Origin of the sequence: Microbacterium sp. oral taxon 186 str. F0373 (assembly GCF_000411455.1) — a bacterium.
GTDB lineage: Bacteria > Actinomycetota > Actinomycetes > Actinomycetales > Microbacteriaceae > Microbacterium.
The window spans coordinates 475,538-498,213 of the sequence record NZ_KE150458.1; the positions used below are offsets into that span (position 1 = coordinate 475,538).

The 22,676-nt window shown below is 67.8% G+C and carries 21 protein-coding genes; 13 read left to right on the forward strand and 8 right to left on the reverse strand.

Features of this window, described 5'->3' with window-relative positions; all coding sequences use genetic code 11:
- The first annotated feature begins 63 nt into the window (after window positions 1–63).
- A complete protein-coding gene (gene ligA / locus HMPREF1529_RS12330; protein WP_005050273.1) occupies window positions 64–2,391 on the forward strand; it encodes an NAD-dependent DNA ligase LigA in 2,328 nt (775 codons plus the stop codon).
- A gap of 6 nt (window positions 2,392–2,397) precedes the next feature.
- Here the strand turns inward: ligA and HMPREF1529_RS12335 are convergent, their stop codons facing one another.
- Complete coding sequence (locus HMPREF1529_RS12335; protein WP_016465051.1) at window positions 2,398–4,116, reverse strand: long-chain-fatty-acid--CoA ligase; 1,719 nt, start codon at window positions 4,114–4,116, stop codon at window positions 2,398–2,400.
- A 58-nt stretch (window positions 4,117–4,174) separates the two neighbouring features.
- Here HMPREF1529_RS12335 and gatC point away from each other — a divergent pair, with 58 nt between their 5' ends.
- From gatC to HMPREF1529_RS12365, 6 genes are all read left to right on the forward strand, one after another.
- A complete protein-coding gene (gene gatC, locus HMPREF1529_RS12340; protein ID WP_005050276.1) occupies window positions 4,175–4,474 on the forward strand; it encodes an Asp-tRNA(Asn)/Glu-tRNA(Gln) amidotransferase subunit GatC in 300 nt (99 codons plus the stop codon).
- Window positions 4,471–5,982, forward strand: a complete 1,512-nt coding sequence (gatA, locus tag HMPREF1529_RS12345; RefSeq protein WP_016465053.1) for an Asp-tRNA(Asn)/Glu-tRNA(Gln) amidotransferase subunit GatA — start codon at window positions 4,471–4,473, stop codon at window positions 5,980–5,982. The genes gatC and gatA overlap by 4 nt, the downstream gene beginning before the upstream one ends.
- Window positions 5,982–7,496, forward strand: coding sequence for an Asp-tRNA(Asn)/Glu-tRNA(Gln) amidotransferase subunit GatB (gatB, locus tag HMPREF1529_RS12350; protein WP_016465054.1), 1,515 nt, complete (start codon window positions 5,982–5,984; stop codon window positions 7,494–7,496). Before gatA ends, gatB begins: the two co-directional genes overlap by 1 nt.
- A gap of 61 nt (window positions 7,497–7,557) precedes the next feature.
- Complete coding sequence (gene dinB / locus HMPREF1529_RS12355; protein WP_005050280.1) at window positions 7,558–8,817, forward strand: DNA polymerase IV; 1,260 nt, start codon at window positions 7,558–7,560, stop codon at window positions 8,815–8,817.
- Between the two features lie 22 nt (window positions 8,818–8,839).
- Complete coding sequence (locus HMPREF1529_RS12360) at window positions 8,840–9,160, forward strand: hypothetical protein (RefSeq protein WP_005050282.1); 321 nt, start codon at window positions 8,840–8,842, stop codon at window positions 9,158–9,160.
- Complete coding sequence (locus HMPREF1529_RS12365; protein WP_016465055.1) at window positions 9,144–9,719, forward strand: hypothetical protein; 576 nt, start codon at window positions 9,144–9,146, stop codon at window positions 9,717–9,719. The genes HMPREF1529_RS12360 and HMPREF1529_RS12365 overlap by 17 nt, the downstream gene beginning before the upstream one ends.
- 12 nt (window positions 9,720–9,731) lie before the next feature.
- Here the strand turns inward: HMPREF1529_RS12365 and HMPREF1529_RS12370 are convergent, their stop codons facing one another.
- From HMPREF1529_RS12370 to HMPREF1529_RS12380, 3 genes are read right to left on the reverse strand one after another with little or no spacing between them, the layout of a single operon-like run.
- Entirely contained in the window at window positions 9,732–10,217 is a 486-nt protein-coding gene (locus tag HMPREF1529_RS12370) for a DUF2017 family protein (RefSeq protein WP_016465056.1), read from the reverse strand.
- On the reverse strand, window positions 10,214–10,498 hold the full coding sequence (gene clpS, locus HMPREF1529_RS12375) for an ATP-dependent Clp protease adapter ClpS (RefSeq protein WP_005050286.1): 285 nt from the start codon (window positions 10,496–10,498) through the stop codon (window positions 10,214–10,216). Before clpS ends, HMPREF1529_RS12370 begins: the two co-directional genes overlap by 4 nt.
- Window positions 10,495–10,845, reverse strand: coding sequence for a metallopeptidase family protein (locus HMPREF1529_RS12380; RefSeq protein ID WP_005050288.1), 351 nt, complete (start codon window positions 10,843–10,845; stop codon window positions 10,495–10,497). Before HMPREF1529_RS12380 ends, clpS begins: the two co-directional genes overlap by 4 nt.
- A 159-nt stretch (window positions 10,846–11,004) precedes the next feature.
- Between HMPREF1529_RS12380 and HMPREF1529_RS12385 the strand changes: the two genes are divergently transcribed.
- The 3 genes from HMPREF1529_RS12385 (at window position 11,005) to HMPREF1529_RS12400 (ending at window position 12,912) form a co-directional block, all read left to right on the forward strand.
- Window positions 11,005–11,334 (forward strand): hypothetical protein, encoded by a 330-nt coding sequence (locus tag HMPREF1529_RS12385; protein ID WP_232212129.1) that lies wholly within the window; start codon window positions 11,005–11,007, stop codon window positions 11,332–11,334.
- A gap of 76 nt (window positions 11,335–11,410) precedes the next feature.
- Window positions 11,411–11,614: a hypothetical protein gene (locus tag HMPREF1529_RS12390; protein ID WP_036283747.1), complete on the forward strand. Its 204-nt coding sequence runs from the start codon at window positions 11,411–11,413 to the stop codon at window positions 11,612–11,614.
- A gap of 51 nt (window positions 11,615–11,665) precedes the next feature.
- Window positions 11,666–12,912, forward strand: a protein-coding gene (locus HMPREF1529_RS12400) for an IS3 family transposase (protein ID WP_157533942.1) whose coding sequence is annotated in 2 segments (ribosomal slippage) — window positions 11,666–11,978 and window positions 11,978–12,912 — 1,248 coding nt in all. Because the reading frame shifts where the segments join, the coding sequence is not laid out codon by codon here.
- Window positions 12,913–13,683: 771 nt separating this feature from the next.
- Here the strand turns inward: HMPREF1529_RS12400 and HMPREF1529_RS12405 are convergent.
- The 3 genes from HMPREF1529_RS12405 to HMPREF1529_RS12415 all read right to left on the reverse strand — a co-directional run bounded on the left by HMPREF1529_RS12405 (window position 13,684) and on the right by HMPREF1529_RS12415 (window position 17,131).
- Window positions 13,684–14,862 (reverse strand): sensor histidine kinase, encoded by a 1,179-nt coding sequence (locus HMPREF1529_RS12405; protein ID WP_051120860.1) that lies wholly within the window; start codon window positions 14,860–14,862, stop codon window positions 13,684–13,686.
- A gap of 245 nt (window positions 14,863–15,107) precedes the next feature.
- Window positions 15,108–15,800, reverse strand: a complete 693-nt coding sequence (locus tag HMPREF1529_RS12410) for a response regulator transcription factor (RefSeq protein ID WP_016465061.1) — start codon at window positions 15,798–15,800, stop codon at window positions 15,108–15,110.
- A gap of 78 nt (window positions 15,801–15,878) precedes the next feature.
- Window positions 15,879–17,131 (reverse strand): IS3 family transposase gene (locus HMPREF1529_RS12415; protein WP_157533856.1). Its coding sequence is split into 2 segments (ribosomal slippage): window positions 15,879–16,849 and window positions 16,849–17,131, totalling 1,254 coding nucleotides; the frame shifts between segments, so codons are not numbered across the junction.
- Between the two features lie 298 nt (window positions 17,132–17,429).
- Between HMPREF1529_RS12415 and HMPREF1529_RS12425 the strand changes: the two genes are divergently transcribed.
- From HMPREF1529_RS12425 to HMPREF1529_RS12435, 3 genes are all read left to right on the forward strand, one after another.
- On the forward strand, window positions 17,430–18,689 hold the full coding sequence (locus HMPREF1529_RS12425; RefSeq protein ID WP_051120868.1) for an alpha/beta hydrolase: 1,260 nt from the start codon (window positions 17,430–17,432) through the stop codon (window positions 18,687–18,689).
- Window positions 18,686–21,199, forward strand: a complete 2,514-nt coding sequence (locus HMPREF1529_RS12430; RefSeq protein WP_016465063.1) for a bifunctional lysylphosphatidylglycerol flippase/synthetase MprF — start codon at window positions 18,686–18,688, stop codon at window positions 21,197–21,199. Before HMPREF1529_RS12425 ends, HMPREF1529_RS12430 begins: the two co-directional genes overlap by 4 nt.
- A gap of 129 nt (window positions 21,200–21,328) precedes the next feature.
- Window positions 21,329–21,613 (forward strand): hypothetical protein, encoded by a 285-nt coding sequence (locus tag HMPREF1529_RS12435; RefSeq protein WP_016465064.1) that lies wholly within the window; start codon window positions 21,329–21,331, stop codon window positions 21,611–21,613.
- Between the two features lie 111 nt (window positions 21,614–21,724).
- Here the strand turns inward: HMPREF1529_RS12435 and HMPREF1529_RS12440 are convergent, their stop codons facing one another.
- The gene (locus tag HMPREF1529_RS12440) at window positions 21,725–22,675 is read right to left on the reverse strand and encodes a sensor histidine kinase (protein ID WP_016465065.1); all 951 of its coding nucleotides are present in this window, start codon (window positions 22,673–22,675) and stop codon (window positions 21,725–21,727) included.
- Between the last annotated feature and the right edge of the window lies 1 nt (window position 22,676).

The following is a 22,676-nucleotide window of genomic DNA, read 5'->3' on the forward strand; positions in this document are numbered from 1 at the left end:
CGACGCAGCGTCAGGGCGCGCCCGGCGTGTGGCGATGTCGGAAGTGCCACCTACACTGGCCGGGTGACGGATGACGACGCACCCCTTCCGACGAGCCTCGAGGACGCCCGCGACGACGCGGAGCGCCTGATCGACCTCATCCTCGGCGCACGGGAGGCCTACTACGGGCGCGACGCCGAGATCGTCGACGACGCGACCTATGACCGTTGGATGCGGCGGCTCGAAGCGGTAGAGCGCGCCTTCCCCGAGGTGCAAGGCCAGGACTCGCCGACATTGTCGGTGGGCGCCGCCGAGAGCACGATGTTCGCGCCCGTCGAGCACGCCGAGCGCATGCTCAGCCTCGACAACGTCTTCAGCACGGACGAGCTGCGGGACTGGTGCACGAAGACCTCGGCCGCGGCCGGACGGCACGTTCGGTGGCTGCTGGAGCTGAAGATCGACGGCCTGGCCATCAACCTCCGCTACGAGAGCGGTGTGCTCGTTTCCGCCGCCACCCGCGGCGACGGCCGGGTGGGAGAAGACGTCACCGTCAATGCGCTCCAGGTCGCGGGTATCCCGGCACGCCTCGCCGGTGAGGGGCATCCACCGTTGGTCGAAGTGCGCGGTGAGGTCTACATCCCCGTCGCGGCCTTCGACGACCTCAACGCCCTCCAGGCGCGACTGCGCGAGCGTGTGATCGCGGACGGGCGCGAACGCGGCGGCGACGAAGAGAAGCTCACCCGCAGCGCCGCCCGCCGCTTTCCGGCGTTCGCGAACCCGCGCAACGCCGCCAGTGGCGGCCTGCGTCAGCAGCTCGAGAAGAAGAGCGGCATGGAGCTCGAAGCCGGACGCGCACGCCTGGCGTCGCTGCGGCTCCTCGTGCACGGGATCGGGGCCTGGCCGGCGCCGCCCGTGTCCTCGCAGAGCGAGGTCTACGCGTTGCTCGGGGCGTGGGGACTGCCGACCAGTGCGTCCTTCCGCACCGCGGACGACGTCGACGGCGTGACCGCGTTCGTCGCGCATTACGGCGAGCACCGCCACGACGTCGAGCACGAGATCGATGGCGTCGTCGTCAAGGTCGATGAGCTCGCGCTGCACGACGAGCTCGGCGCCACCAGTCGTGCGCCTCGGTGGGCGATCGCCTACAAGTACCCGCCGGAACAGGTCAACACGAAGCTGCTCGACATCGTCGTCTCCGTCGGCCGCACCGGCCGGGCCACGCCCTTCGCGGTGATGGCCCCTGCCCGCGTCGCGGGATCGGTCGTCCGGCAGGCGACGCTGCACAATCAGGACGTCGTCGTGTCCAAGGGGGTTCTCATCGGCGACACGGTGGTGCTTCGCAAGGCCGGGGACGTCATCCCCGAGGTGCTCGGCCCGGTGGTCGAGCTGCGCGACGGCACCGAGCGGGCCTTCGTGATGCCGACCCACTGCCCGGAGTGCGGCGCACCGCTGGCTCCCGCCAAAGAGGGCGACATCGACCTGCGCTGTCCCAATACGCGCACCTGCCCCGCACAGGTGCGGGGACGCGTCGAGCACATCGGATCCCGCGGCGCCCTCGACATCGAAGCCCTCGGCGAGGTCACGGCGGCGGCTCTGACGCAGCCGTCCGCTCCGGCTGTGGCGCCGTTGGTCACCGAAGCCGGCCTGTTCGATCTGACGCTCGAACAGCTCGTGCCGATCGAGGTGATCGTCCGCGACAGCGAGACGGGCGAACCCAAGCTGGACGATGACAGCGGCGAACCGATCACCCGCGCACCCTTCCGTCGGCAGCCCTCATCGGCGGAGAAGAAGGAGGGGCTGACCTTTCCGCAGCCCTCGGCGCAGGCGCTGACTCTCCTGGAGGAGCTCGAGAAGGCCAAGACGAAGGATCTCTGGCGGTTTCTGGTCGCACTGAACATCCGACACGTCGGTCCCGTCGCTGCTCGGGCGCTCGCGCAGTGGTTCGGGTCCCTGAACGCGATCCGTACCGCCGAACGTGACGCTCTTGCGGCCGTCGACGGGGTGGGCGGTATCATCGCGGACTCGCTCATCGAGTGGTTCACCGTCGACTGGCACCAGGAGATCGTGGATCGGTGGGCAGCGGCGGGCGCCGTCCTGGAGATCCCGGGTCATCCCGGCCCGGGCGCCGCGGTCGCGGCAGGCGGTGTGCTCGAAGGCATCACGGTCGTGGCGACCGGAACGCTGGAGGGCTACACGCGAGAGGGTGCCCAGGAGGCGATCATCGCCGCCGGTGGCAAGGCGGCATCCTCTGTTTCCAAGAAGACCGACTTCGTCGCCGCCGGACCTGGGGCCGGCTCGAAACTCGCGAAGGCGGAGGAACTCGGCATCCGCATCATCGATGCCGCGCAGTTCCGCATCCTCGTCGAGCAGGGGCCCGCCGCCCTCGACACGCTCGCTCCCGACGCGGGCTGATCGCGCTCAGTCGCCGCCGGGCTGGGTGAGGTTCAGCAGGGACTCACGCACCTGACGCCGTAGGACCTTTCCGATCAAGGACTTCGGCAGCTCGTCGACGACGAAGATCCGGCGGGGAACCTTGTAGGGCGTGAGGATGCTGCGCGCGTACTCACGGATGGACTCCGTGTCGACCTCGACCCCGGAGCCGTCGAGCACCACGGCGGCGACGACCTCCTCCCCGGAATGCTCGCTCGGCAGGCCCACGACGGCGGCATCCACGACGCGTGGGTGCTGCCGCAGCGCGTTCTCGACCTCGGTAGGGGCGACGTTGAACCCGCCGGTGATGATGAGCTCTTTGATGCGATCCACGATGCGCACGAACCCGTCGTCGTCGATCTGGACGATGTCACCGGTGCGGAACCAGCCGTCGACGAAGACCTGCTCGGTGGCCTCTGGCTTGCCGTAGTACCCCTGGAAGACCTGCGGGCCCCGCACGATCAACTCACCCCGCTCACCGGCGGGAACATCCACGGTCGGCTCGTCGGGGTCGACCACGCGGCATTCGGTGCCGGGAAGGGGGAGGCCGACCGTTCCTGCTTTGCGGTTGTCAGCGACGGGGTTCGCCATGAGCACAGGTGAGCATTCGGACAGGCCATAGCCCTCGACGAGGTACCCGCCCGTCGCCTCCTCGAACGGCACGACGAGATCATGCGGCAACGCCATGGCGCCGGAGATGGCGACCTCCGTGCCGGCCAGGGACACCCCTTCGGCGCGCGCGGCGGCCAGCAGGCGATCGGCGATCGGGGGCACCAGCGGCAGGAACGTCGCCGGATGCTTCCTCGTCACCTGGAGGACCATCGCCGGTTCGAAGCGCGGGAACAGCACCAGGCGAGCACCCATCGACATCGCGAACGTCAGGCACAGCGTCAACCCGTAGGCGTGGAACATGGGCAGAACGGCGTAGACGACGCACCCGTGGCCGCGCTGGATCGACGGCACCCAGGCCTGAGCCTGCCGCGCGTTGGCCAGGAGGTTGCGGTGGGTGAGCACCGCGCCCTTCGGGGTGCCGGTCGTGCCGCTCGTGTACTGGATGATGGCGACATCGTCGGTGGCGGGTCCGGGCACGGATGCCGCTAGCGCTTCGGTGCGCGCCAGGTGCTCCCACGGCACGGCCCCGGACACGCGCGTCGTGAGCGCGGCGCGTGACTCTCGGGCCTTCGCGACCGGAAGACGCAGCGCGAGACGCAGCGACAGGGGCATCGCGGTGGTGATGTCGACGCTGACGAGCGTGGTGACGGCGAGATCGGCGGGGAACTCTTGGACCGTGGCGACGACCTTGCTCCAGACGATCGCCGTACGTGCACCGTGGTCTTCGAACTGCTTGCGAAGCTCTCGCGGCGTGTAGAGGGGATTGTGTTCGACGGCGATGGCGCCGAGACGCAGTATCGCGTAGAACGCGATGATGTGCTGGGGACAGTTGGGCAGCACGATCGCGACGGTGTCGCCTTTGCCCACGCCGCGCTCGCGGAGACCTGCCGCGACTCGATCGATCGCCTCGACGAGGTCGCGATACGAGGTCGTTCGGCCGAAGAACTGCAGGGCAGGCGCGTCCGGATAGTCACGCGCCGACGCCGTGACGATGTCCAGGAGCGATCCGGTGACCGGTTCGAGATCTTCCGGTACCCCGGCGGCGTAGCTTGCGATCCACGGACGGGGCGGGTCGTAGTGGGGAGCGGGACTCACGCCGGCCAGCCTATCGGCCGTGAGAAGCGGGTCGAAGGGGGCCGACTAGAATCGAGGGGTGTCTGAAATCACCCCTGAACTCGTTCGCCATCTCGGCGTCCTGGCCCGGATTCAGCTCGACGAGCACGAGGTGCAGCGCCTGACGGGGCAGCTCTCCGTGATCGTCGACAACATCGCGAAGGTGTCCGAGGTGGCAACGCCCGACGTCCCCGCGACGAGCCATCCCATCCCGCTGGAGAACGTCTTCCGTCCCGATGTCGTCGGACAGATGCTGACGGTGGAGCAGGTGCTGCAGAACGCGCCGGATGCCGCCGACGGACGGTTCCGTGTCACCGCGATTCTGGGGGAGGAGCAGTGAGCGATCTCACACGGCTGAGCGCCGCAGACCTGGCCGCGCGATTGTCTTCCGGCGAGGTGTCCAGTGTCGAAGCGACGCAGGCGCATCTCGACCGGATCGCCGCCGTCGACGGCGATGTGCACGCCTTCCTCCACGTGAGCGACCACGCGCTCGACGTGGCGGCAGACATCGATCGTCGCCGCGCCGCCGGTGAGTCCCTGGGCGAGCTCGCGGGCGTCCCGCTCGCGATCAAGGACGTGCTCGTCACGACCGACATGCCCTCTACCAGCGGATCCAAGATCCTCGAAGGCTTCCTCTCGCCTTACGACGCCACCGTCGTCGCGCGTTCGCGCGCCGCCGGCCTGGTGCCGCTCGGCAAGACGAACATGGACGAGTTCGCGATGGGATCCTCGACGGAGCACTCGGCGTACGGCCCCACCCACAACCCGTGGGATCTCGATCGGATTCCCGGCGGCTCCGGCGGCGGATCGGCGGCCGCCGTCGCCGCGTTCGAGGCGCCGCTGGCTCTCGGCTCCGACACGGGCGGATCGATCCGCCAGCCCGCGCATGTCACGGGAACCGTCGGCATGAAGCCGACGTACGGTGCGGTGAGCCGGTTCGGCGCCATCGCACTGGCCTCCTCCCTCGACCAGGTCGGTCCGGTCTCCCGTACCGTCCTCGACTCGGCGCTTCTGCACGACGTCATCGGCGGTCACGACCCGCACGACGCGACGTCGCTGACCGACAGCTGGCCCTCCTTCGCCACGGCCGCTCGAGAGGGCGCCGCCGGCGCCGGTCTGGCGGGCCTGAAGATCGGCGTCATCCGCGAGCTGCCCGACAGCGGCTTCCAGGCGGGCGTGTCGGCGTCCTTCCGGGCAGCGTTGGCTCTCCTGGAGGCGCAGGGCGCGGAGATCGTCGAGGTCAGCGCCCCGCACTTCGAGTACGGTGTCGCCGCCTACTACCTGATCCTCCCCGCGGAGGCCTCGAGCAACCTCGCCAAGTTCGACTCCGTGCGCTTCGGCATGCGGGTGGAGGTTCCGGGCGGCACCGTCGAAGACGTCATGGCCGCGACGCGCGACGCGGGCTTCGGCGACGAAGTGAAGCGTCGCATCATCCTCGGCACGTACGCGCTGTCGGCCGGCTACTACGACGCCTACTACGGCAGCGCCCAGAAGGTGCGCACCCTCATCCAGCGCGACTTCGACACGGCTTTCGCCGACGTCGACGTCATCGCCACGCCGTCGGCTCCGACCACCGCCTTCAAGCTGGGCGAGAAGATCGACGACCCGCTGCAGATGTACCTCAACGACGTCACCACGATTCCGGTGAACCTGGCCGGCGTCCCCGGCATCTCGATTCCGTCGGGCCTCGCAGAGGAGGACGGGCTGCCCGTCGGCATCCAGTTCATCGCCCCGGCGCGCCAGGATGCCCGGTTGTATCGCGTGGGTGCGGCCGCCGAGGCCCTGCTCGTCGACTCATGGGGTGGTCCCTTGCTGGACCGCGCCCCGCTGCTGGGAGGGAACCGCTGATGGCCAAGGCCGCACTGATGGACTTCGACGACGCGCTGAAGCTGTACGAGCCGGTGCTCGGCTTCGAGGTGCACGTCGAACTCAACACCGAGACGAAGATGTTCTCGCCGGCGGGCAACCCGGCGCACGCCGCGAACCACGATGCTGCTCCCAACACGCTCGTGGCACCCGTCGATATGGGCCTTCCGGGTTCGCTCCCGGTGGTCAACGAGACCGCGGTGCGTTTCTCGATCAGCCTGGGGCTCGCCCTCGGATGCCAGATCGCCCCGTCGAGCCGCTTCGCCCGGAAGAACTACTTCTACCCCGACCTCGGCAAGAACTACCAGATCTCGCAGTACGACGAGCCCATCGCCTTCGAGGGGCAGGTCGAGGTCGAGCTGGCCGACGGGACGATCTTCGAGGTGCCCATCGAGCGGGCGCACATGGAAGAGGATGCCGGCAAGCTCACGCACGTCGGCGGCGCCACCGGCCGTATCCAGGGGGCGGAGTACTCGCTCGTGGACTACAACCGCGCCGGTGTGCCTCTCGTGGAAATCGTCACGAAGCCGATCTTCGGGGCCGAACATCGGGCACCCGAGCTGGCCGCCGCGTACGTGCGCGCGATTCGTGACGTGGTGCTCTCGCTCGGCATCTCGGAGGCGCGCATGGAGCGCGGCAATCTCCGATGCGACGCGAATGTGTCTCTGCGGCCGCGCGGGCAGGAGAAGCTCGGAACGCGCACCGAGACCAAGAACGTCAACTCGATGCGTTCCGTCGAGCGCGCCGTGCGCTACGAGATCCAGCGTCAAGCAGCCATCCTCGCCGCGGGCTGGACGATCACGCAGGAGACGCGGCACTGGCACGAAGACACCGGGACCACGTCGCCGGGTCGACCCAAGTCGGATGCCGACGACTACCGCTACTTCCCGGAGCCCGATCTTCTTCCCGTCGCGCCGCCGACGGAGCTCATCGAATCGCTGCGCGCCGCGCTGCCGGAGCCGCCCGCCGCGCGTCGGCGCCGCCTCAAGGCCGAGTGGGGCTTCGCCGACATCGATTTCCAGGGAATCGTGAACGCGGGTCTGCTCGCCGAGGTGGATGCGACCGTGGCCGCCGGGGCTTCGCCTGCCGCCGCGCGGAAGTGGTGGATGAGCGAGATCTCGCGCCTCGCCAACGCGCAGGGCGTCGACGCCTCATCGCTCGTCACTCCGGCTTCGGTCGCGGCGCTGCAGCAGCTGGTGGATGCCGGCACGCTCACCGACAAGCTGGCCCGTCAGGTGCTCGAAGGCGTCATCGCCGGCGAAGGCACGCCGCAGGAGGTCGTCGACGCGCGGGGCCTCGCCGTCGTCTCCGACGACGGTGCACTGATCGCCGCGATCGACGAGGCCCTCGCCGCGCAGCCCGATGTGTTGGAGAAGATCCGCGACGGCAAGGTGCAGGCCGCCGGTGCGGTCATCGGTGCCGTCATGAAGGCGATGAAGGGTCAAGCCGACGCCGCACGCGTCCGCGAGCTCGTCCTCGAGCGCGCGGCGCAGTAGGCGCGTCCGTCCACGTTCTCGGTGTCGCCGCGATGTCGGCGGCGTCACCGAGAATGGAGACATGGGACGGGGTGACGGGTCGGGACGGGTCGTGTCGCCGCCCGGTGCCGACGACAGCGGTACGCGCATTCTTCATGTCGACATGGACGCGTTCTATGCGTCCGTCGAAGTCCTCCACGATCCCTCGCTGGCCGGCAAGCCGCTGATCGTCGGCGGTATGGAGGGGCGCGGGGTCGTCTCCAGCGCCTCCTACGAGGCTCGGCGCTTCGGCGTGCGATCGGCGATGGGTGTCGCTCAGGCTCTCCGGCTGTGCCCGCACGCGATCGTGGTCACTCCGCACTTCGAGAGGTATGCGAGTCTGTCGCGTCAGGTGATGGCGATCTTCCACGACATCACCCCGCTCGTCGAGCCGCTCTCGATCGATGAAGCGTTCCTCGACGTGTCCGGCGCCCGACGGCTCTGGGGCTCTCCCGGCGAGATCGCCCGGATGCTGCGAACACGCGTGAAGGCGGAGACAGGGCTTGTCTGCAGCGTCGGCGTAGCGGCCACCAAGCATGTCGCGAAGATTGCCTCTACGCGTTCGAAGCCCGACGGCCTCCTCATCGTCAGCGAGCCCGACACCGCCGCCTTCCTCGCCGCACTGCCCGTATCGGCGCTGTGGGGAGTGGGACCGAAGGCCGCGGAGGCGTTGGAGGGCCGCGGCATCCGACTCGTCTCCGACATCCTCGCTTCCCCGCGGGCCGTCCTGGATCGCGCGCTCGGGCCCGCCGGCGGAGAGCGCATCTGGCAGCTCGCGCACGGCATCGACCCGCGGACGGTCGAGACGCAGCGCACGGAGAAGAGCATCGGACATGAGGAGACCTTCCTCACCGACGTCGCCGATGCGGCGGTTCTTCGCAGCGAGCTTCGCCGGTTGTCCGACCGCGTGGCGGCGCGTCTGCGGGGCGGCGGCTGGCGTGCGGGAACCGTCGCGCTGAAGCTGCGCTACGCCGACTTCACCACGCTCTCGCGTTCCCTGTCGCTCGCGGAGCCCTCGGACGTCGGGCAGCGGATCGGCGATGTCGCGATCGGCTTGTTCGAGGCCCTGGAGCTGGCCCAGCCGGTCCGTCTGATCGGCGTGCGCGCAGAGAAGCTGCGCGGCGGCGACGGCGGCGCCGTACCGCTCTGGGACGACGATGCCGAGTGGCGCCGCGTCGATGCCGCCTTGGACGACGCGCGGGAGCGCTTCGGCGGGGGAGCGGTCACCCGGGCCAGCGTCCTCGGTCCGCGCCGTGACGTCAACGCCCTCCCGACGAATCCGCGGCTCCCTCGCACCGAGTGAGGTTCCGGGCTACGGTGGGACCATGCCCAATCTCGCACTCGAACTCGGCAAGCAGTCCGCATCGCTCGGCGTCAACAGCGTCTACGGCGAGCAGCAGGACGTCGACGGCATCCGCCTCATCCCCGTGGCGCTGTCGTGGTCGGGCTTCGGCGCCGGCGAGGACGAGAGCGGCAACAACGGCGGGGGCGGGGGCGGCTTCGCGGTTCCCCTCGGCGCCTACATCCGCAAGGGCGACGATCTGCGCTTCGAACCGAACCTCGTGTCCCTGCTCGCGGTGGCGATCCCGTTCGTGTGGGTCGCGGGACGAACTCTCAGCCGCATCATCCGTGCCCTCAAGCGCTGACGAGGTCGATGCGGCCCTCGCGAGCGCCGTGGCGCGCATCGAGGCCGCCGTGTCGACCTTGGCACCGGAGATCATCCCGATCGTGCTGATCGATGGCCGATCCGGTGCGGGAAAGTCGAGCGTCGCGCGGCGGCTGCGCGAGCGATGGCAGGGCCCCGTCACCGTGATCGGTCTCGACGAGCTGTATCCGGGTTGGGACGGGCTGGCGGCCGGGGCCACGCTGGCTGGGGAGTTCATCCTGACCCCCCTCAGCGAGGGCAGAGCGGCCGCGTGGCATCGGTGGGATTGGGCAGCGGATGCCCCCGGAGCCGAGGTGGTCACGCCGGCCGACGTGCCTCTCATCCTCGAAGGAGCGGGGGCACTCACACCGCGCACCGCGCACCTTGCGCATGTGCGCGTGTGGTTGGAGGCGCCGGAAGACAGCCGGCGCGATCGCGCGCTCACGCGCGACGGCGACACGTATCGCCCGCATTGGAGCCGCTGGGCGGCCCAGGAGGAGCATCACCTCCGCACGCATCATCCGCAGTCGCTTGCGACGATCGTCGTCGACGTGCCGTGAGGGTCGCGACGCTCAGTCGTCGATCGCCTGGAGCAGGCCCTCCAAGCGGAAGCCGAGCCAGTTGTACACACCGAAGCGAGGGTCGTCGTCCTGCTCCTCCTCGGTCGTGATACCGAGGCGGGTCGCCATCACCAGCCGCACGGCCGTGAGCGTTCGCAGCCACGCCGTCACGGCCCCGGCATCCAGTTCGACGATCACCTCGACCTCAGCGTCCGCGCGGTCCAGGTCTTCCGGCCGCAGGGTCCGCCCGTCGCGTTGCAGCGTCGTCAGAACGACAGCAGCATCGTCACGGCGCCGGTCGAGGAGGTCGTCCTGCGTCAGGCGGCGAAACTCCGCGGCGTCATCCGGAGCATCACGGTAGCCATCGGGAACGAGGCGTGCGATCGCCGGATCGTCGGTGCGATCGATGGAGTCGGCGAGCAGATCGGTGAACTGCAGGACGAGGTCGGTGAGGTGTGCGGCTTCCAGAGCGGACACCTCCATTCGCACCGCCGTCATGTGTCCGCCCTCCTCACGGTGGCCCAGAGTCCGTAGTCGTGCATCGCCTGCACGTGGAGTTCCATCTGCTCGCGCGCACCTTCGGCCACGACCGCGTGACCCTCGTGGTGCACCAGGAGCATCAGGCGCTCGGCATGCTCGCGGGTGTACCCGAAATAGGTGCGGAAGACATGCACGACATAGCTCATGAGGTTGACGGGGTCGTTCCAGACCACGGCCTGCCAAGGGCCTGCGATCTCCGTGCGCTCGTCACGGCGAACATCCTCGAGGGGAATCGTCATGCCCAGCCCAACTCGTGCAGACGCGCGTCGTCGATCCCGTAGAAATGCGCGATCTCGTGGACGAGCGTGGTGTGCACCTCATCCCGCAGCTCCGCGATCGACGCGCACGCGTGCAGATGCGGCTCACGGTAGACGATGATCCGATCGGGCAGTTCCCCCGTGCCGTAACGGTCGCGTTCGGTCAGCGCCAGGCCGTCGTAGAGGCCCAGAAGGTCGAGGGAACCGTCCTCGGGCCTGTCCTCGACGACGAAGACGACGTTGTCGAGCCCGACGAGCATGCGCTCGGGCAGCAGATCGAGCTCGTCGGAGACGAGAGCCTCGAACGTGTCGGCATCCATATCGATCATGTCGACATCCCGATCGGGGAGAAAGTGGGGTGCCTGAGTAGTACGTTCGGCAACTCCGCCCCCAAGACAAAGACCCTGGTCAACCGCCTAGACCGTGGGGTCTACGAGGTCTCTCGACGCCCCCAGGATACCGCTCCGAAGGACGATCGTGGCCCCGTTGTGAGGACTGTCGAGACGGCTCAAACTTTCCTCACCGCCGCTGAGGTGGACGCGCTCGTCGGCGACTACCTGGCAGGGATGAGCGTCAAGGCACTCGCCGAGAGGTATGGCATCCATCGCGCCACGGTGTTCGCGCACCTGCGTCGCCGCAACGTGCCTAGCCGCCGCCCGGGGCTGGGGATCGACGAGAAGGCGGAGGCGGTGCGACTCGCCCGAGCGGGCGTCTCGATGCGCGCGATCGGTCGCCGGATGGGCGTGGATCGTAAGGCCGTACGTGCGGCGCTGGTCGAGGCCGGACTCATCGTGGACGAAGCGAGCGATGACTCCTAGCTGCGGTTCCGAGTTGCTGATCCATCGGTAGCGCTCTGCGCACCTCGTCGGTAACGAGCGCCGAGAGGAACCGATGATGGCCAGCTTGAGTGATGTCGCGAGCGATGAGCGCACTGCGAGGATGGTGCTGTCGATGCTCGTCGAGCCCAATGACCCGGTGACAGGACGCATCTTGGCCCGGCTCGGCGCAGTTGAAACGCTTTGGCTCGCTGAACACGACGGTGCAGTAGTCGGGCTGAGCCCTGTGGACGCGCAGGTCTGGCGGGGGCTTGACCCCTGATCTTGGACACGCTGATTCCAGCACGATGCTGGGGAAGCGAGAATCTGAGGGATGGCAAGGAAGAACTACACGGACGAGTTCCGGCAGCGTGCGGTGGATTTGTACGAGTCCACGCCGGGCGCGACGCTGAAAGCGATCGCGGCCGATTTGGGGATCTCCCGTGGTGCGTTGAAGGAATGGGTCGACAAGCTCGGATCCGGGACCGCTGCGGCCGGTTCGGTGTCGCCGCCGGTGTCGGTGCGGTCGGAGTCGCAGGCGGCGAGGATCATCCGGTTGGAAGCCGAGTTAGCGGTCTCGAGAGCGGAGCAGGTCAAGCTCGAGACGGAGCGGGACATCCTCCGTCAGGCGGCGAAGTATTTCGCTGCGGAGACGAACTGATGAACCGCTTCCAGTTCGTCGAGGACCACAAGGACGCCTACGGCGTGAAGCGGTTGTGTGAGGTCATCGAGATCGCCCGGTCCTCGTTCTACGCGTGGCTGGCCGCAGCCCCGGGACGGGCCGCGCGAGCCGCGGACGACGCCCGGTTGGCGGCACGGATCCGGGTGCTGCAGGACCCCGCGCAGGGTGGTGACCGCGCCTACGGGGCACCGAGGATCACTGCCGACCTCAACGACGGCGTCCCCGCCGCCGGGCGGGTGAATCATAAGCGGGTCGCTCGGGTGATGCGGGAACACGCGCTCGCGGGGATCCGACTGCGCCGCCGGGTGAAGACCACGATCCCGGACCAGTCCGGACGGAAGTTCCCCGACCTGATCGGGCGGGACTTCAGCACCGGGGAACCGAACCGCAGGTATGTCGGCGATATCACCTACCTCCCCATCGCGGACGGCAGCAACCTGTATCTGGCGACCTGCATCGACCTCGGGTCGCGCAAGCTCGCCGGCTGGCAGGTCGCCGACCACATGCGCACCGAACTCGTCGAAGGCGCTCTCCGCGGCGCGCACCGCGACCGCGGATCGCTGGCCGGCGCAGTGTTCCACAGCGACCACGGCTCGGTCTACGCGTCGAAAGCCTACGCAGCACTCTGCGAGCAGCTCAAAGTGACCCAGTCCATGGGCGCGGTGGGCAGGAGCGCCGACAACTCGCTGGCCGAGAGCTTCAACGCCGCGCTCAAACGCGAGCTCCTCCAAGGCGCGTCGGCGTTCCCCGATCAAGCCACCGCCTACCGGGCCGTGTTCCGGTGGACGAACCGATACAACACGCGCCGACGCCACTCCGCGATCGGCCAGCTCACCCCGAACAGCTACGAGAACACCTACGCGGCCGCGAGATCAGCTACCCTCACGGAAGCGGCATAACCGAAATGACACCGTGTCCACGATCCGGGGTCAAGGCCCGCGCGACCACCTCAGCGTGCCAGACGCGAAGGAACTCGCCGCGCGTATCGACCAGGTGCAGCAATCGGGAGTTCGAGCACTCGTCCCAGGCGATAGCGACTGGCCTACCGCCGTCGACGATCTTGGTGAAGTTGCGCCCTACCTGCTGTGGACTCGCGGCGCGTCATCCTTCCTCTCCCGTCCGAGGAGCGATTTCTACTGGTAACGTGCGTTGTTCGTGATGGCGCTATTGATGCTCTTGCGACCCGCAAGGTAGTCATCGATCACTGTGTCGCGTCCGCATTGTGATGGCCGCGCTGAGCCCTGCCGGTGAATGCCGTTCCTCAGCTGGGCGGAGCGACGCGCCGACCGCGAGCTCGGTTCGGCGGTCGCCGATTCCAAGCAGACTCTGGTCTGCGCGTGTCTATCTGTGGCCGTCCTGGTTGGGTTGGCCGCCATGCCGCTGTTCGGAAGGGCGTGGGCCGATTCTGTCGCGGCCCTGATTGTCGCGGGCTTCGTCGTGAAACGAGCCTTGATGCCTGGCGAGGCGACGCTTGCACCACCCCGGGGGGATGCTCGCCCTCGAGATCGATTACCACGACCACGACCACGATTTGAGTCTGCTCGTCGCCCGAAGTTTGAATGAAGAAGCGGGCGGCGGTGTAGTCGAGCGCCCCGGAGTCGCCAAGCTGCAGCCAAGAGCTGGTCGGATCGCGTGCGACGCCGAATGCCGCCGCTCTGCTCGTCGTCGCGTTATGGTCGGGCGGGGTGGTGCGGCGCATCCGTCGCATCCCGCTCGCTGAGCGGGATGCGTAACAGGAACTGGGCGCCCGTGCGCCCGTCGGCGCGCTCGTGCGCTGTGAGCGTGCCACCGTGCGCGAGGGCGACTTGGCGTGCAATGGCGAGTCCGAGCCCGAATCCGCCGCCTGTTGTTCGCCGCCGCCGCGACGTGTCTAGTCGCGCGAAACGTTGGAAGACGGTCTCGCGTAGCTCCGCGGCGATGCCCGGTCCGTCGTCGGTGATGGTCAGCTCGGCGATCCCGTCGACGGTGTGCAGGTCCACAGCCACTGCGTTGTGTGCATGCTCGTAGGCATTGTCGGCGAGGTTGCGTAGCAGCCTGCTCAGATCGCGCGCCGATCCCTCGACGCGGGCGGCCTGCGTATGTGCTGACACGTCTCGACCGCCGAGCCGGCGAAGCCTGCGCACCTCGTCGAGTACGAGGTCATCCAGGTCGACTGGTGCGGGGAGTGTCATCGGTGAGCTCTCGGTGCTCTGAGCGAGGAAGAGCAGGTCTTCGGTGAGAGTGGTCATCCGTCCGACTTCGTCGCGGACGGTGGTCAGTGTGTGTTCCAGGTCGGTCTTCTCGGGGTGCTGCAGCGCCACCTCGACTTGTGCTCGCAGGCCTGCGAGGGGACTGCGTAGTTCGTGCGACGCATCCCCGATGAACTGCCTCTGCCTGTCGGAGGCCGTCTCCAGCCGGTCGAGCATCTCGTTCATGGTGGACGTGAGCGCGGCGATCTCATCATGCGTCGGCGGCATCGGAAGTCGTTGGCTGAGGTCGGAGGCCTCGATGGCCGCCGCACGGCGCCGGATCCGCTCGACTGGTCGCAGCGCGGAGGTCACCGCGTACCACACGGTGATGGCAACCACGATCAGGATGAGCGGCAGCCCGAGCCAGAACAGGGTGACGAGACTCGCGGTCGCCGCCTCAACGGTCGTCGTCGACGCGACCGCGTACACCCAGCCGGGCCCGGAGGCCAGTTCCACCGGGTAGGCGACCACACGAAACGATGCGGTCGAATCCAGCGGGGAGTCGTTGAGGGTGGACACTGTGGTCCGTCGTGCCGCCGGCGGGGCAGAAAGCACCGGATCGTCACCCTTGATATTCGCGGTGGAGGCGATCACCGTCCCGTTCGCATCCAGGACCTGCACCAGAGAATCCTGCCGCGGCGTTCCAGGGATGTCAGACGAAGTCGCGGTGCGCGCCTGCGCTGCCACGCTCTCGGCACGGCTGATCAGCGCATCATCAAAACCTGCGACCAGTGACTGTCGTACAAGGGCGGCCAACGCGATGGCGCTGAGCACAAGGGTCAACGCCACGACGAGTGCCGTCAGCGTGGTAACTCGGGCTCGTATGCCCCACCGCATCCGCGGAGCCTTCCCCGGGGCGGGCACCATCACATCCCCTCCGCAATGGTCGGCCGGTCCTGCAGGCGGTAGCCGAGCCCGCGCACGGTCTGGATGTCGTCCCGACCGAACGGGCGGTCAAGCTTGCGACGCAGGTAACCGATGTACACCTCGATGACGTTCGAGTCGACGTCGAGTTCGGCATCCCAGACATGCTCCGCGATGGTGTTCTTGCTCACCAGTTGGCCTTTGCGACGCAACAAGAACTCGGCCAGCGCGAACTCACGGGCGGTCAGTTCGATCTGCACCTCCCCGCGCCAGCACTGGGCGGTCGCCGGGTCCAGTCGTAGATCACCGGTTGCGAGAACCGGATCGCGCGGAGCAGGGGCCCGTCTCAGCAGGGCGCGGATACGAGCCAGCAACACAACATAGGAGAATGGCTTGGAGAGGTAGTCATCGGCGCCGAGGTCGAGCGCATCGGCTTCGTCGTACTCCCCGTCCTTGGCGGTGAGCATCAGGATCGGCACGAGGGAGCCCGATGCGCGCAGTTGCCGGCACACCTCGTAACCGTTCAGACCGGGCAGCATGATGTCGAGCACGACGACGTCAAACTCCTCTTGCTGCGCCAGCCAGAGCCCGTCAACGCCGTTGTCGGCGATACGTGTGGTGAACCCCTCGGCGCCGAGCCCTCGCGTCACTGCGTCGGCGATGACATGTTCATCCTCCACCACCAGGATCTTCATCCTGCTCCCTCCCTCCACCCGACCGGTTCGACGGCCTGTTGACTCGCCCCGGCGTGTCCGGAGAGCGTTTTACTGGTGTCAGCCGGCTTTTCCGACCGGTTCGTTGCGAGCGTAGTCGAGCTGCTCGACCTCAAGGGGTGTGAGGTCGTCGATGGAGCCGTGGGTGCGCTCCGTGTTGAACCACAGCACCCAGGACGCGGTTGCCGCCTCGACCTGGTCGATGTCGCGCCAGGGCCCGTCGTGGTGGATGAGCTCGGACTTGTAGAGCCCGATCTGCGATTCCGCGAGGGAGTTGTCGTAGGCGTCGCCGACGGACCCGACCGAGGGGTCGATGCCTTCGTCGACGAGCCGGTCCGTGAAGGCAATCGAGGTGTAGACGCTGCCGGCGTCGGTGTGGTGCGTGAGCCCGGCGAACCCGGTGACGCCTTCGCGGCGGCGGGTGAACAGAGCCATGTCGAGGCAGTCGAGCACGAGCGGAGTTGTCATCGAGGTCGCCGCTCTCCACCCGATGATGCGGCGGGAGTGCGCGTCGAACACGAACGCGACGTAGACCCATCCGGACCACGTCCAGACGTAGGTGAAGTCGGCGACCCAGAGCTGGTTCGTGCGGAACCGGGCGAAGTGCCGGTCGACGAGGTCGGCGGGCCTGGTCTCCCGCAGATCCGCATCCACGGGACGCTTCCGTTTTCCGCGGACGACACCGGCGATCCCGAGCTCGCGCATGAGGCGTTGGACCGTGCAGCGGGCGATGTCGTGCCCGTCGCGACGCAACCGCAGCCAGAGCTTCCGGGCCCCGAGCACCTTCCGGTGCGTCTGCCACGTGGTCAGGATGATCGGCTTCCACCTCTCGTCCGACACGATCCGCGGTGACGGACCGCGATCTCTCGCGTCGTAGTAGGTCGATGGGGCGATCTTCACGCCGTGCTGGGTGAGCACGGCGCAGATCGACTCGACACCCCATCGGAGCCCTCCGTCGGCGCGGTCCTTGTGCGCGTCGATGAAGCCGACTATCGCTTGTGTGGCCGGTCGAGTTCGGCCGCGAAGAAAGCCGAGGCCGCCTTCAAGATCTCGTTCGCCCGCCGCAGTTCCGCGTTCTCCCGCTTTAGTCGCTTGATCTCCACCGCGGCGTCGGTCGTGACTCCGGGCCGGTCGCCCGCGTCGACCTGCTGCCTGCGGATCCAGGTGCGGATCGTTTCTGGCGACCCGACGCCGAGCATCTGCGCGACAGCGGTCATCGCGGCGTACTCGCTCGGATAGTCGGATCGCACCTCGGCGACCATACGGACAGCGCGCTCACGAAGCTCGCGCGGGTACTTACTGGGACGTCCCATGAGACAGATCCTTCCAAGGAATCCTGTCTCCGGACACGCCGGGGCGAGTCACTCAGCAGCTTGTCGTGCGCTCTTATGCCCGTCTTAGCCCCGCGTGTCATCGTGAGATTCGTTCATCGTCCGACACGTCGCAGGGATACGGCCATGAATCAACCTGTGATCGCCAACCGGTCCGCCCTCGCCTGCGGCTCAACCGGCCACTGAGACAAACGACCGCGCGCCTCCATCTACGTGATGAAGGTGCCCGCGCCTCGGGGGAATCAGGATGCACTGGCTGCTGAACATACGGATCGACAAGATGTCATTCCTTGTGCCGCTGGCGGCGGTCGTCACTGTGGTGACGTTGTATCTCCTCATTCGGGTTCCGTGGCGGCGCGGCACGCTGGTGAACGGTGCCACCGCTGTGGCCGGTGCACTCACGGGCCTTGTTGCGAGCTGGCTCGTCAGCGATGTCTGGAACGTGTTCGGTCTGCCGCTGACCGCCATGACCCGCGTGTGGGTCGCCGCCGCGTTCGCCGGCGTCTTCCTCGCTGCCGTGAATCTGCATCGCACTCGCTGGTGGCGCAAACTCATCGCGACCCTGTTCGTTCCCCTGATCACGGTCGCGGCCGCCGCAGGCATCAACGCCGACTACGGTGCGTACCGCAATCTGAACGATGCCTTCGGTACCGTGCCAGTCGCCGCGCTCACCGCGTCGCGCCCCTCACCGCGCGCTGCTGCGATGGACGCGCAACTGGGTCAGCACTGGGTGGCCCCCGTCGGGATGCCGGCACACGGCACGGTCGGGACCGTCACGATCCCCGGAGCGACATCGCATTTCGCCGCCCGGCAGGCGATCATCTACCTGCCTCCCGCCGCACTGGTGCCCGACCCACCCACCCTGCCGGTGGTGATGCTGTTCGCCGGGCAACCGGGAGCACCCTCGGATGTCTTCACCTCAGGGCAGGTCGCAGCGACGTATGACGCCTACGCGGCCGCGCACAATGGGCTTGCGCCGATAGTGGTGGCCGCCGACCAGCTCGGCGCGCCCCTCCAGAACCCGATGTGCGTCGACTCGCCGATCGGCAACGTCGCCACCTATCTCACCGTCGACGTTCCCGCATGGTTGCACAAGCACTTCAGGGTCGCCGACGGTCCCCGATACTGGGCTGTCGGCGGGTACTCCGAAGGCGGCACCTGCGCCGTCCAATTCGGCAGCGGCCATCCCGAACTCTTCGGCTCGTTCGTCTCGGCTGTGCCCGAGCTCCAACCGACGATCGGACCCGACACGGTAGCCAAGGGCTTCGGCGGCTCGGCGGCCACCTACCGCGCCGCGCAGCCCCTCACGATGATGAGCGCGCACGCCCCGTACCGTGACACGTTCGCCATCATCGGAACCGGAGTCCGGGATGTGGTCTTCACGCAATATGCACGGGAGCTGTCGGCGGCGTCCCGCCGCGCCGGCATCACCACGCAGCTCATGATTGCCCAAGGGTCCGGCCACGACTGGAACACCGTGCGGTTCGTCTATGCCCGCGCACTCCCGCAGCTGGCCGATCGGATGGGCCTGGGCCGATGACGAGCATCGCCAACGTGCCCCGACGACGGGCCCTCACGGCCGCACGAACGGCCGTGTCGATGCTGCGCGCGCAGCCGTTCAGCATCGGCACGGCCACGGCCGTGCTCGTCCTGGGTATGCTGCAGCACTCGCTGTTCGCCACCCCGGTAGATCTGCTGCGGCAGACGGCGACGGGTTTCGAACCCGTCGCCGAGCAGGGCCAGTGGTGGACTCTCCTGACCTGGACGCTGTTCGCTCCTGACACGGCCACGCTTGCCGTCGACGTCGCCGCTATCCTGGTGCTGCTCGGCGCCGCCGAGCGGCTGCTGGGCACATGGCGCACCGCTCTCGCCTACGTTGTCACGGGTGTCGCCGGCGCCGTCGCCGGGATCTCGTTGCAGCTGCTCGGCAGCGGGTCGGGCGAGTTCTGGACACGCAGCACGGTGGAATCCATCGGACTGAATCCCCTGGCACCGATCGCGGGCGCACTGATGGCTGCGAGCGGATCAGCGAGTGCTCTGTGGCGGCGTCGTATCCGGGTACTGACCCTGATGCTCGCTCTCGTGCTGCTGCTGTACTCCGGACAGCCCACGGACCTCTACCTGCTGCTGTCCGCTGTGGGCGGACTGGCGTTGGGGGTAGTGCTGCGCCGCGAGAAGAAGATTCTGCGTTGGGTTCGTGGCTCGCAGCACGAGATCCGGGTGATGATGGCCACTGTCGTGGCCATCACTGCCGCCGGCCCGGTCGTCGCACTGGCCACGGGTTCGCACTTCGGCCCGCTCGCCCCGATCGCGCAGTTGTTGCTGGAGCAGGCCCCGCACATGCCCGAGCTGGCACGCTGCGAGGCGCTGCATGTGACCGACTCGTGCGTGCGCGTGCTGACACTCGAGCGTGCCGCGAACCCGGGCGCTGTCGTGGTATCGGCGGCGCCGCTGATCCTGCTTCTCGTGGCGGCATACGGGATGCTGCGGGGGCGGCGCTTTGCGGTAGGGGTCGCTGCGGTCGTGAATCTGCTGCTGGGCGCGCTCGGCCTGTTCTACTTCGGGATCCTGCCAGTATCGGGACTGCCCTTTGTGATTGCGGCTCCCACCGGCACGCACTGGGAGGTCACGCTCGGGCTGAGCCTCGCGACCCTTATCCCACTGGGGCTCGGGATCGCCCTCATCCTGCTGCGCGGGAACTTCCGCGTGCTGCCCTCCCGACGGCACACGAGAGTCTTCCTTGTCGTGGTGTCGGGGGTGGCCGTCGTCCTCACCGCCGCCTACATCGTCGGCGGGCTGGCACTGCACGATACCGCGTTCACCCGTGCCGTCGGCCTCCGGACGCTCCTCGGCGACGTGCTCGAACGATTCATACCCATCGGGTTCCTGCGTCACGAGAGCGTCGAGTTCCTCCCCACCACGCCGATGGGGGCCTTGCTGTATTTCGGCATCGGTCCTGCGTTCTGGGTGGTCCTGGTCGGCGCGACGGTGTGGGTGCTGGGTGAGCAGCGGAGCCGGAAGCCGCAGGGCACCATGGCGCAGGTGCGACAGCGCTTGAACGAGGGGGGTGGCGATAGCCTCTCGTTCCTCGCGACCTGGCCTGGCAACGCGCACTGGTTCGATCCGTTGAGCCGTGCCGTGATCACCTATCGCGTCGTCGGCCGGGTAGCCCTCACCATCGGCGGTCCCTTCAGCGTGACGGGCTCGAAGGAGCCGGCGCTGAGCCGCTTCGCCCAATTCTGCACCGACAACGGCTGGCTGCCCGTCTTCTACAGCATCGACAGCAAGCATGAGGGCTTCTTCCGATCCATCGGCTGGCACACCATGGTGATCGCGGAGGAAACGGTGCTGCGTCCCGCGACATTCGAGATGGCGGGGAAGAAGTGGCAGGACGTGCGGACCTCCATCAACCGGGCCCAGCGGGCGGGCGTCCGCGCCGTGTGGACCAGTTATGCGGCGCTGCCGCTTGCGCATGCGACGCAGCTGACCGAGATTTCTGAGCAGTGGATGGCCAGCAAGGGACTACCGGAGATGGGATTCACCCTCGGGGGCATCGATGAGCTGCGCGATCCCGCCGTCCGTCTCATGGTGGCGCTGGGCGAGGACGGAGTGGTGCACGGTGTCACCAGCTGGTTGCCGACCTTTCGTGACGCACGGGTGATCGGCTGGACCCTGGACTTCATGCGTCGCAGACCCGACAGCTTCAACGGTGTCATGGAGTTCCTGATCGCCGAGACCGCCCTGCGGATGAGAGATGAGAACGTCGAGTTCCTGAGCCTATCTGGGGCACCGTTGGCGCACACCGCTGCGACCGTGCCGGACGGCGGCATCGAGCGGATCCTCGACTACATCAGTGGCACCCTGGAACCCGCCTACGGATTCCGTTCGCTGCTGAACTTCAAGCGCAAGTTCCAGCCCGAGTTCCACCCACTGGTGATGGCGTATCCCGACCCCGCCGCGCTGCCGGTGATCGGGCTGGCCTTGACCCGAGCGTACCTGCCGCGCCTGTCGCTGAAGAATGCGGCCGCGCTCGCGCGCGGCAAGATCTGAACGGGTTGCGGCGGCTTCCGCCGGGCGGCCTCGTTCACGGCATCTTGTCGAGTGGGCTTATCCCCGCCTTATCGGGCGATGTCATCCTTCGAGAGTTCACCACTCATCCACTGAATGAAGGAGACGGACATGAGCATGAGCCGCAAGAGAAAGATCCTGCTGACCTCGGTGATGGTCCTGGGCCTGTCGGGCCTGGGGATCGGTGCAGCGAACGCCGCCACGACGCCCGCCACGACGCCCCCGAGCCACAGTTCCACCACTGCCACCGAGCCCCCCTCCACCGAGGCCCCCGGGGCCGGCGAGACGCCGGAGAACTCTGCGACGGAGTCGACCGTCAGCGACGGCAACGACGGTGGTCATCAGGATCCGGAAGGCGTCGACGTGCAGAACGAGGGAGGTGCGAACGAGAAGTAACCTCGTCGACTGCGAAGGGGGCGCCCGGGCTGGGCGTCCCCTTCCCGCGCTATTGGGACCTTCCGGCGCGGCGGCGGATGCCCACGACATCGCCCCGAGGAGATCCGACTGTCACCGTTCGGGCGGAGCAGGGAACAGGAGGTCAAAGGTCGAGCCGGCACCGGGGGCCGAGGTGATGCGAATGCTCCCGCCATGCGTGTGCATGATTCGCTCGACCACGGAAAGCCCGAGCCCGTGACCGGTGGAAGAACGTACGTCCTGGCTGCGCCAGAATCGCTCGGTCGCATGCTCGACCTCGTCCGGAGTCATTCCGCGGCCGGTGTCGGTGATCGCGACGACGGTGGTGTGCGCATTGGCGGTGACCGTCACGGTGATCGTTCCCTCGTCAGGGGTGAACTTGATCGCGTTCTCGAGAACGTTCGATATCGCGCGCACGAGAAGCGCGGGGATGCCGTGCACCGTCACGCCCGGAGCCGACCGGACCGTGAGGCTCTGACGCCGCACACTGTGTTCAGTGGAGCGGATCGCATCCCGGATCACCGTGTCGATCGGGACGGCGACGAACCGTGAGCGAAGCTCGGCCGGCGCTTCCTGAGCGAGCAGGAGCAGATCTTCGGTGAGATCGACGAGCACCTGGGTGGCGTCGAGCGTTGATGAGATCGACTGCCGGTACTGGTCCGCGGTGCGCTTTCGCAGGAGAGCGAGTTCGAGCTCGCCTCGGATGACTGTCAAGGGGCTCCTGAGTTCGTGGGATGCGTCGTCGATGAAGCGTTGCTGCCGTTCGACGCTGCGCCGCAGCGGCGCCAATGCGGCGCGGGCCATCCAGTAGCTGGTGAACGGCACGATCACACACAGCGCACAGAACCCGGCGATCAACGCGGTTCGCAGATGCGAGAACCCCAATTCGACGGGGTTTGCTGCCGCGGGCCCGTCCTGAGTCGCCACGTCCAGATCGAAGGTCCAGGTGACGAACCAGTAGATCCCGACCGCTACCGCCCCGAAGAGGACGAGCTGGATGAGAGTGTAGATGACCGTCAGTCGTCGTACGGCAGACGCGAACATC

What these genes read in the sequence shown, in the direction of transcription:
- HMPREF1529_RS12360 (WP_005050282.1), top strand. Translation starts at nt 8,840, where the DNA reads ATGCCCAATCTCGCACTCGAACTCGGCAAGCAGTCCGCATCGCTCGGC.
- HMPREF1529_RS12425 (WP_051120868.1), top strand. Translation starts at nt 17,430, where the DNA reads ATGTCATTCCTTGTGCCGCTGGCGGCGGTCGTCACTGTGGTGACGTTG.
- HMPREF1529_RS12410 (WP_016465061.1), bottom strand. Translation starts at nt 15,800, where the DNA reads ATGAAGATCCTGGTGGTGGAGGATGAACATGTCATCGCCGACGCAGTG.
- gatB (WP_016465054.1), top strand. Translation starts at nt 5,982, where the DNA reads ATGGCCAAGGCCGCACTGATGGACTTCGACGACGCGCTGAAGCTGTAC.
- clpS (WP_005050286.1), bottom strand. Translation starts at nt 10,498, where the DNA reads ATGACGATTCCCCTCGAGGATGTTCGCCGTGACGAGCGCACGGAGATC.
- HMPREF1529_RS12380 (WP_005050288.1), bottom strand. Translation starts at nt 10,845, where the DNA reads ATGATCGATATGGATGCCGACACGTTCGAGGCTCTCGTCTCCGACGAG.
- HMPREF1529_RS12440 (WP_016465065.1), bottom strand. Translation starts at nt 22,675, where the DNA reads ATGTTCGCGTCTGCCGTACGACGACTGACGGTCATCTACACTCTCATC.
- HMPREF1529_RS12435 (WP_016465064.1), top strand. Translation starts at nt 21,329, where the DNA reads ATGAGCATGAGCCGCAAGAGAAAGATCCTGCTGACCTCGGTGATGGTC.
- HMPREF1529_RS12430 (WP_016465063.1), top strand. Translation starts at nt 18,686, where the DNA reads ATGACGAGCATCGCCAACGTGCCCCGACGACGGGCCCTCACGGCCGCA.
- dinB (WP_005050280.1), top strand. Translation starts at nt 7,558, where the DNA reads ATGGGACGGGGTGACGGGTCGGGACGGGTCGTGTCGCCGCCCGGTGCC.
- HMPREF1529_RS12370 (WP_016465056.1), bottom strand. Translation starts at nt 10,217, where the DNA reads ATGACGGCGGTGCGAATGGAGGTGTCCGCTCTGGAAGCCGCACACCTC.
- HMPREF1529_RS12390 (WP_036283747.1), top strand. Translation starts at nt 11,411, where the DNA reads ATGGCCAGCTTGAGTGATGTCGCGAGCGATGAGCGCACTGCGAGGATG.